Source organism: Chitinophaga sp., from assembly GCF_039596135.1.
GTDB lineage: Bacteria > Bacteroidota > Bacteroidia > Chitinophagales > Chitinophagaceae > Chitinophaga.
In genome coordinates this window covers 20,029-28,980 of the sequence record NZ_JBCNKH010000077.1, presented here as the reverse complement: position 1 = coordinate 28,980, position 8,952 = coordinate 20,029, and the positions used below count along the sequence as shown (strand labels likewise).

At 46.0% G+C, this 8,952-nt stretch carries 5 protein-coding genes; 1 reads left to right on the top strand and 4 read right to left on the bottom strand.

Annotated elements, in window-relative coordinates:
• Positions 1-278: 278 nt before the first annotated feature.
• Positions 279-950 carry an HAD family hydrolase gene (locus ABDW16_RS27025; protein WP_343674135.1) on the top strand — a complete coding sequence of 224 codons (672 nt, stop codon included), beginning with the start codon at positions 279-281 and terminating at the stop codon, positions 948-950.
• A gap of 63 nt (positions 951-1,013) precedes the next feature.
• Here the strand turns inward: ABDW16_RS27025 and ABDW16_RS27020 are convergent, their stop codons facing one another.
• The 4 genes from ABDW16_RS27020 to ABDW16_RS27005 are packed head-to-tail and all read right to left on the bottom strand — an operon-like array spanning position 1,014 to position 8,835.
• A complete protein-coding gene (locus ABDW16_RS27020; protein WP_343674134.1) occupies positions 1,014-2,219 on the bottom strand; it encodes a DUF4998 domain-containing protein in 1,206 nt (401 codons plus the stop codon).
• A gap of 16 nt (positions 2,220-2,235) precedes the next feature.
• Entirely contained in the window at positions 2,236-3,429 is a 1,194-nt protein-coding gene (locus tag ABDW16_RS27015; RefSeq protein ID WP_343674133.1) for a DUF5000 domain-containing lipoprotein, read from the bottom strand.
• A 12-nt stretch (positions 3,430-3,441) separates the two neighbouring features.
• Positions 3,442-5,352, bottom strand: a complete 1,911-nt coding sequence (locus ABDW16_RS27010) for a RagB/SusD family nutrient uptake outer membrane protein (RefSeq protein ID WP_343674132.1) — start codon at positions 5,350-5,352, stop codon at positions 3,442-3,444.
• A gap of 24 nt (positions 5,353-5,376) precedes the next feature.
• Entirely contained in the window at positions 5,377-8,835 is a 3,459-nt protein-coding gene (locus ABDW16_RS27005) for a TonB-dependent receptor (RefSeq protein ID WP_343674131.1), read from the bottom strand.
• Positions 8,836-8,952: the final 117 nt, after the last annotated feature.

Here is an 8,952-nt window from a genome sequence, read left to right as displayed (position 1 = left end):
GAGGGGGGATGATGGGGAGTGTGGTGGTATTTTTTAATGCGGGATGGGCAGTAGGTGCGGTTTTTATTGCGATGTGGATGCTATTGGTGTGGTTGTGGGTGAGGAGGATTGGTAGGATCAATACGGTTTATAATGACTTTTTGGAGTCCTTATGATTTGACAACGATTTCATCAAAATACCGGGTCTAAAGCCATCAGCAACCCACAACGGGGGCAAGTATGCGGGGAAAACTCCTTCCTATTCATTACTTTTACTCCCAAAATTAAACATTTAAACCATGAACCACTACAATTACTACCTCTTCGATTACGACGGCACCATTTGCAATACCTTCCCCACTATCCACCATGCCATGAGCCAAACCTTCAAAATAAGCGGCATCACTCCCCCTGATGAATCAGAAATGCTAACCGCTGTCAGCAAAGGAGGCGCCTTGCATGACACAATCAAATATTTACACCCGCAGGCTTCCCAACTCAACCCCGACGATGTTGAAACAATTGCGAAAATATACCGCGAACAGTATAAAGCATGCGAAGCACAACTCACCGTTTTATTTAATGGTGCCGCCACTGTTTTCAATAAATTAAAGGACCAGGGGAAAACCATTATTGTCCTCAGTAATAAAGGCATGGCGGCTGTTGAAAGATCATTAAAATCCCTGGAATTATTTGACCATACAGACCTCATTATCGCTGAAGGCGCCTTCCCGGAACTTGGTTTAAAATCCAAACCGGATCCCATGATTTACCAAACCCTTATCAGCCCAAAATACAATATCAAAAATAACAATGAAGTGCTCATGATAGGCGATACCCACACCGACATCCTCTTCGCCAATAACTGTGGCATCGCCTCCTGCTGGGCTGCCTACGGATATGGTCAAAAAGCCGACTGCGAAGTATTGAACCCCACCTATACCATCCAGGAAATTTCAGCAATTATATAAAAAAAGCGTGTACCTATACAGATACACGCCTTTCATTCATAATTATAAGGACAACCGTTCCTCCTAATTCTTTATCAACTTCACACTCCCTACCCGCCAATACTGATTCCCCGACGTCATCGTCGCCAGGAATCCTAACGTTACCTCCTGTTCCTGATCAAGCGTGAACTTAAACGATACCGTCGCACTTACATACCTGCTGGTCGGAAATGCTCCATACCCCAAAGCACCTGAAAGCCCACTGATATCCGGCAATGAACTGCCAGCCGCTGCTACTATATACACCGGATCCAACGCCTCTGTGTAGCAAGCCACTTGGAATATATAATTCCCTGCCGGCAATGTAGTCGTTTGGGAAATCTTACCATTGATAATATTCGCTGTTCCACTCCATCCTGACTCCATCACCAAAAATCCGCCCACATTCAACCACGTCTCAGACGCATACCCACCATATCCGGAGTGATTGATCACATTTGCGCTCGTCACCCATGGCGCCGCCAGCGTACCCCAACGTCCACCATCATAGGTAGCCCTGTCAAAAGGGCCCGTATTCTTCAGGTACAGCGCTGTAACATCTGCCTTAACTGGAAACGCTTCAAATGCGGTGTAGAATGTATCTATTGCCGTAGCATTGGGCAAATAGGCTGTTTGATAACTAATACCTGATCCGACTTTAAATGCAGGCAACGTAGTAGTCATATCAGTAAGAACAGACAAAATCAACGTATCATGTGCCATACCGGTATTGTCCGTATACTTTATCCGCATACTCACTGTACCCGCATCACTGCTCGCATCTGCCCACTTAATCAACGCGGAACCATCATTCTGCATCTCTGCATTGGCAATACCCCTGTTGATCAATGCACTCTGGTACAACTCCCCATATATGTTCGCAGATGTTGTAACGGGAATAGAGATATTCCCATGCGCATCATACGTTCTGACCTCAAAACTCATGAGCCCTTCCGGCAGATCTGGTATGATCACTGCCGCCGTATCCACTCCCGTCGTCCTCGTTACTGGCACTTCAATTGAATCCTGCCTGCTATTCCAGAACACCTTGTACTTTGTAATCTTAGGATCGGATGTAAACAGCCCCGTAATCTCGGCCCTGTTTCTACCGGAATATGCCTTTACCGAATCCATTTTGCCGGGATAAACAATGCTGCCATCCGCCATATACTTATCCCTGAATTCATCCATTTTAGAGCATGCGAACAGCAATGTCAGCATGCCTGATATGATTAATGCTCTTTGCATCATAATAGATTATTAATTGTTAATTACCCCACAGCGTGAACTCGGCTATGTTTATAAAGTATGAACCCTGCCAGTTGGAAAGACTCCTGATCCTTACGTACCGATAAGCAGTCTCCAACGCCGGAAAGTCAAACTGCCAGCCATTGTATGCCAGGGTTTGATCTGCCGTCGTTTCCGTGCCATAAGCTGAACCGGAAGGTTTCGTAACATGACAGGTTACCAGCCTGGTCCAGGTTGCATCCAGCGCCCCACTTAAACTGGGAGAATTAGATGCCCAGATCTCAAAGTCTTTTACATTCCCCCTCACATAATACACACTACCCACTTCCTTGTAAGGATTCACCTGCATACGGCTGAAAATATGTGCCTTGCCCAGGTCCAGCGTCACCATCTGCGAAGAACTTGCCTGCTCTACCGTAAATAAACACTGTGGCCAGCCAGGGTGGAAATTGCCGTCATAGATATAAGCTACATCGGTACGACCACCATTGTTCAATATCTCCGCATCACCCGGCAATACATAATTACTCCACTCTGATTTAGGCAGTAACTGTTCAAATATCGGTGTCAGCGTTTCATACATCGTATCTGAATAATTCAGCCATCTGTCCCGCACCACAAATGCATACCGCCTTTCTACTGCCGGTTGCTCCCTGACCGCACTTGTAATGATCGGACTGTTACTATAAATATTATCCATACCGCTGGTCTGCACCCATACTCCACTGCCGGTAGTATCTACCAGCGGAATAATAGCCAGATCTTCTTCTGTAGGATTATTACAGGTAAGATTGAAACCTCCGAATGTAGCCACTACTTTCAGCGATCTTAGCGCCAGATCGATAGGCGGTGTAAGCGGTTCCACAGTAACAGCGACAGGCTCAGAAGCTACCTCACTGGAATTGACTGCATACAGTTTAATAACATGTGGCAGTGTATCGCCAAATCCATCTACCGTAAGTGTATTCACATAGTAAGAGGCTTTTATTTCCCTCGGATGCCCCGCAGATGTTTCATATTCTGCTTTTACATAAGAAAGATCATCATTGCCCGGTAGGGTGTACGTGATCGCAGCTTTACCATTCAGGTTCACCACCTTTACATTGGAAACAGCTCCCGGAGGTGAACTATTTTTAGATACAGGACTACGCAAATCATCCCTGGTGCAGGATGCAGCTAATAAGAATAAAAGTATGATATATGATAACTTCATGTGTTGTCTGTTTTACCAGTTAGGATTTTGAACCAGGTTCGGATTTTCCAGTATGTCATCTTCATCTATCGGCCACAGGTAGTCGCGCGGCGCTACGAAGTGCCTGGCCAGGAAAGAGACTTCACGGTAGTACAACTCCGGCGTTTGTCCGCTCACTACCCAGCCGGTAATATTGCCACTCAGTTCCTGTGCAGCCGTTTTCCACCGCAGCAGGTCCCAGAAACGATGTCCTTCAAAACAAAGCTCTATCGCACGTTCCCGCTGGATGATCGCCCGCATGCCTTCTTTAGTAGTATACTTGGTAGGGTTCTTACTATAAGTGGCCCAGGCGCTTTGTACTGTTTGCAAACCTGCTCTTGCCCGCACACGGTTGATGTATTCATATACATCATTCTGTGGCCCCTGTGCTTCATTCAATGCTTCGGCATACAACAGGTAAATATCTGCCAGCCGCATTTCAGGATAAGGGTAAGAAGGGTAGGTGAGCGTATTCCAGTCCATATGCCAGTTCACTGTTTTCTTCATATAAAAACCGCAGACAGGCACCGGCGATGACTGGCTGGTTTCACTACCTCTTGCCTTTAACCAAAACGTGTTTTCATCGCTTTTTGAAGGACTGTTGGCCATATACCAGATACCCCTGTCAAAACCAAGATCCGCGTAATAACGGGGTTCTCTGTCAAAATTTAACCGGGCAGTAGTTTCTCCTTCCTTGATGTTAAATCTCTCCTCATGATTGGCTACCCGGAGGGTGGCGATATTGGAGAAATCCAGGGTTTTGTCTTCATCAATAGGTACACCGTTCTTTGTATAGAACAGCTTCGCCATTTTGATGGTAGGCCCCATGAGTGGGTGTCCCGCAGTTTTAGAAGCCACTGCGTTGTCAAAATCGAACTGACCGATCCCACAGCGCTGCAGGAAAGTACAGGCCCAGGTAATACTGGTCGTATTCCCCCATATCAGCTCACTATTCCATGGTTCACTCATGGAATTGCGGATACTCATCTGGGTCATGGTAGTTGAACTCAAGGGAATGGTCTGCGCCGGGAATTCGTATAGTTGAACGCCTTGTGCCGTAGCCAGGTCTATCGCTGCTTTACATGCATCTGCGGCACGCTGCCATTTTTCCACGCTGTAAGCAGGATTAAATAGGGCAGTACCATCTTTGTTCCTGAAGGCAGCGTAATCTGAGTTACCATTGTACAAAGGGCTGGCAGCAGTCACGAGCAACTTAGCCTTCAGGCCAAGTGCAGCCGGTTTAGTAATGCGGCCCAGTTCAGAAGAAATATTATTGATACTGTTTGGCAGGTGTACAGCGGCTTCATCCAGCAGGTTGGCAATGTAATTCACCACACTATCTACCGGTTGGCGCTTTACATAGGTGTCTTCGATGGCCACACTGATGGGCAGGTTCTTATCTATAATCGGAATAGGGCCATACGCTCTGAACATGAGAAAGTGATAGTAAGCTTTCAGAAACTGCACTTCAGAAATCCAGCGCTCACGGGTATCAATGTCCAGGTCGGGCACTTTACTCTGATTGCTGATGTTTTCCAGGAAGATGTTGCAATCCCTGATCGCTTTGTAACTGGCAGTACCATCTCTTTCGCCGGTCATAAAGTTGGCAATAGGACTTGAAATATTCTGATCTCCATAAGGCAGACGAAGCACGTTAGTAGACCTGATTGCACTGGTGGGGTCTAGTACAAAGACCTCATCACTGGCAGATAAACCTACATTGTAAGTAGGGTCAAAACTGATGGGGAGATACGAATAGCAGGTAAATAAATACTTTTCAGCTTCTGTTTTGGAAGTAAAGGCATTATCAATGGTTGCCACATTATCAGGAACTACATCCAGAAAGTTTTTTTTGCAGGATGTAGTCAGCAATGCTGCAATTATGAACAAGCGAATATTTTTCATAAAATTCTGTTCTTTAATTAACACTTAAAACCCGATGGCCAATCCTGTATTAAAAGTCCTTTGAATAGGGTAGCCCAGACCGGAATCACCCATTTCCGGATCCCATATTTTGAACGCGCTGATGGTAAGCAGGTTCATACCATTTACATAAACACGACCCGTACTGAGGCGGAATTTTCTTAACACACGGTCAGAAAAGTTGTACCCGATTTCTGCTGATTTCAGTCGCAGGAATGAACCACTCCGCAGCCACCAGGAAGAGGTCTGCCTGTTGTTCTCTGAAATGGTATTGCTTAACCTTGGCCAGAAGGCGTAAGAGTTTCGGTTGTCTTCAGACCAGTGATCGTCTGCAATTGCCTGCAGCAGACCATTCTGGTTGCCACCATTGATGTAAAAAGGCGTTGTATTCGCTGAATTAATAATGAAGGATGACCTGCCGGAACCCTGAAAGGCAGCGCTGATATCAAAGCTCTTATAGCCTACAGAAAAGAGCAGTCCATATATCAGTTCAGGCGTAGTCGGGAAACCGATCGGCACAAAGTCTGCATTCGAGATGGTACCATCTCCGTTTACATCCCTGTATTTAATATCGCCGGCCATGATCTGACCATATTGTACAGGCGAATTGCTTACCTCTGCATCATCGACAAAGAGTTTCTCTGCTACCAGTCCGTATATCTGTCCCAACGAGTTGCCTACCTTAGATAAGTGTTGGTTATTGGCTGCGTATTGTGGTTCTTCATTCACCAGCAGTTTACTCTTTGCATAGGTAAGGGTACCACGCGTTTGTATCCACAGGCTGTTATTAAATGTTTTGAGGTAATTCAGCATCAGGTCCACACCCTTGCTGCTGGCCTTCCCCGAGTTGGCAGAGATGTCTGCCTGCAAACCCATGGAAGAGGGAATCGTAGTTCTGACCATGAGGATATTGCTACGTACCTGCCTGTAAGCATCAACTGTGAGTGAGAGATCTTTAAAGATAGTGAGGTCCATACCGATGTTGGTCTGGTGAGACATTTCCCAGGTAATATCTTTATTTTCATAACGATTGATGGCCACTGTAGGTCTGCTGTAATTGAATTGCGTACCAAAGTATCCGGCGGAATTGCCATTCAGATTCACATCTGATAAATAGAAAAAGCGGTCAGTTGAATTCCCGATCTGATCATTCCCTACCAGGCCGTAGGTGAACCTGAACTTCAGCTGCTGTACGGTATTCGCCAAAGAAGAAAAGAATTTCTCATTCGAAACAATCCAGCCACCGCCAATAGAAGGGAAGTAACCAAAGCGGTGATTGGCAGCAAAACGTTCAGAACCATTGTAACCGAAGTTGTATTCGAACAGGTAACGATTGTCATAGCCATAGGTAAACCTGCCTGAAACCCCCAGGTTCCTGGAAGGCAGTGACAATTGCAGGGTGGAAGCATTGCCGGTAACATAGTTCCTGATGGTACCAATGAGCATACCACCCACACTGTGTTTCTCTTTAAAAATCCTGGAATAGTTCAGCGCAGTTTCGGCATAGGTCGTGGTGTTCACCACTTTGTCTCCCGGTGAATAGGTGAGGTATTCAGTAGGTGTAGCTCCTACACTGCCTGCGCTACCGTCATTGATCAGGGTCAGGCCTGAAAACTTTCCTTCATTTGTATTCGCCTGGTAGTAATAAGGACTGTACTGACGGGATACTGCAAAGTAGGCATACCGGGTAGTATAGGCCATCACCCTGGCAGAGAGACCGGGTGTCACTGCATCCAGGTTTTGTTTCAGGCTCAGCTGTGCAGTCAGCGTACTGGTATTGGTCGCCTGGAAACCAGAGATGGATTTTGCATATGGATTTACATACAATGCACCACCCCCCGGAATCAGGGCATTGCCGAACAACGGGTGTTTTACATAAGGCATTAAGCTGGACGGATATACAGCCGGAAAAGCCACGGGATTGCTCCAGATAGCATTGTAGAACACAGCTGCACCACCGCCTATAGGTCCGTTGTAATCATCAAACTGTCCCTTCATACTCACAAGTGCTTCCGTAGTTTTAGTCAGGTTGATGGTCGTATTTGACAGGATAGAATAAGACCGCAGTTTGATATTGTTACTGAAGTTATTCAGATCGTTTTCTTTCAGGATGCCGTTGTCAATATTATAAGTCATGGCCAGGTAGTACTTGGCTTTGTCAGAACCGCCACTGGCATTGATATTATAACGTTGGTTGTTGGTATGGTTCTTAATTAACTGTTTTATCCAGTTGTTGTTGGGATATAATAAAGGATCATCGCCTGCAGCGGTATGATCGATTTTATTCTGGGAGTAGGGGAGGGCGCTGAGCGGATTTCTTGTGAGCGTGGCTTCATTGGCCAGTTTCATATAAGTAATATTGTCTGCCAGTGCAAAGTTGCGGGTGTTGGAAGATGTCGAATTTTCAATACGTGCATTGAACTTCATCTTCCCGATAACACCGGTTTTGGTAGTGACCAGGATCACGCCATTGGCCCCCCTGGCTCCATAGAGTGCGGAAGCAGTCGCATCTTTGAGCACAGAGAAACCGGCAATGTCATCAGGTTGCAACCGGGCAAGGTCTCTTGAAGAAGATTCAATATTGTCGATCAGGATGAGCGGATCTACCTTGCCGGCGCCAAAAGTACCAACACCCCTTATAAAGAACTGCGCGTTGTCAGCACCGGGTTCGCCGCTTCGCTGGTAAGAGATCACACCTGCAATCTTACCTGCCAGCATAGTGGTCAGGTTAGAGGTAGGACCCTTCAGCTCTTTTGGATTGATGGAGGTGATAGAGCTTACCATGCTGGTTTTCTTCTGGGTACCATAAGCCACCACCACCACATCTTTGATGGTATTGTCTTTGGGGGAGAGCAGGATTTCCAGGTTATTCTTACCATTCAGGTTCACCTCCCTGGTTTCATAGCCTACATATTGTACCACCAGTACCCTGCTGCCACCATTTAGTCTGAGTTTAAAAAAACCATTCTGGTCCGCGGTAGCCCCGATATTGGTGCCTTTCAGCATCACGGTGGCCATGGGCAAGGGTGTTTTGGAATCTTCTGCGATGACCTGGCCGGAAAGTATTTGTTCCTGGTTTACTTCAGGGCTCTTTTCCGAAACAGCTGCAGGCTTTTCTTCTTTCCGGATCAGGATGACGTTCTTTTTAATTTCATAGGCGAGGTTGCGCCCTTTCAATAAATCATCCAGTACAGTCGTGACTTTGGCGCCAGAGTAGTTTACCTGGCCAACAATGTCATTTTTAGGGATGTTGCCACTGTAGAAAAAGGTAATGTCAGTTTGTTGCTCTATCGATTTAAAGATCGCTTCCAGGGTCATATTATTCCCTTTGATCGTTACAATCGGGGGACTGATCGTTTGCCCGCGTAACTGGAAATTCAGAAAGAGCAACAGAAAGGCAATAGTGGTTCGCTGCCAGGCAAGATGCTTGCTGGCCGTTTTCATTAACGGGAAATCTCTGTTCATGTTCCTTACTTAATTGTAGAATCTATTTGATGCTTCTCGATATAAAAGACGACGACAATTGTGAATGGGTGAATGCCCGCCCCAAAAAAAATATTTTTATAAATGTCAAAATAACAT

Bases quoted from the DNA above. Each gene is read 5' to 3' on its own strand.
- ABDW16_RS27015 (WP_343674133.1), bottom strand. From the start codon at position 3,429: ATGAAGTTATCATATATCATACTTTTATTCTTATTAGCTGCATCCTGC.
- ABDW16_RS27010 (WP_343674132.1), bottom strand. From the start codon at position 5,352: ATGAAAAATATTCGCTTGTTCATAATTGCAGCATTGCTGACTACATCC.
- ABDW16_RS27025 (WP_343674135.1), top strand. From the start codon at position 279: ATGAACCACTACAATTACTACCTCTTCGATTACGACGGCACCATTTGC.
- ABDW16_RS27020 (WP_343674134.1), bottom strand. From the start codon at position 2,219: ATGATGCAAAGAGCATTAATCATATCAGGCATGCTGACATTGCTGTTC.
- ABDW16_RS27005 (WP_343674131.1), bottom strand. From the start codon at position 8,835: ATGAACAGAGATTTCCCGTTAATGAAAACGGCCAGCAAGCATCTTGCC.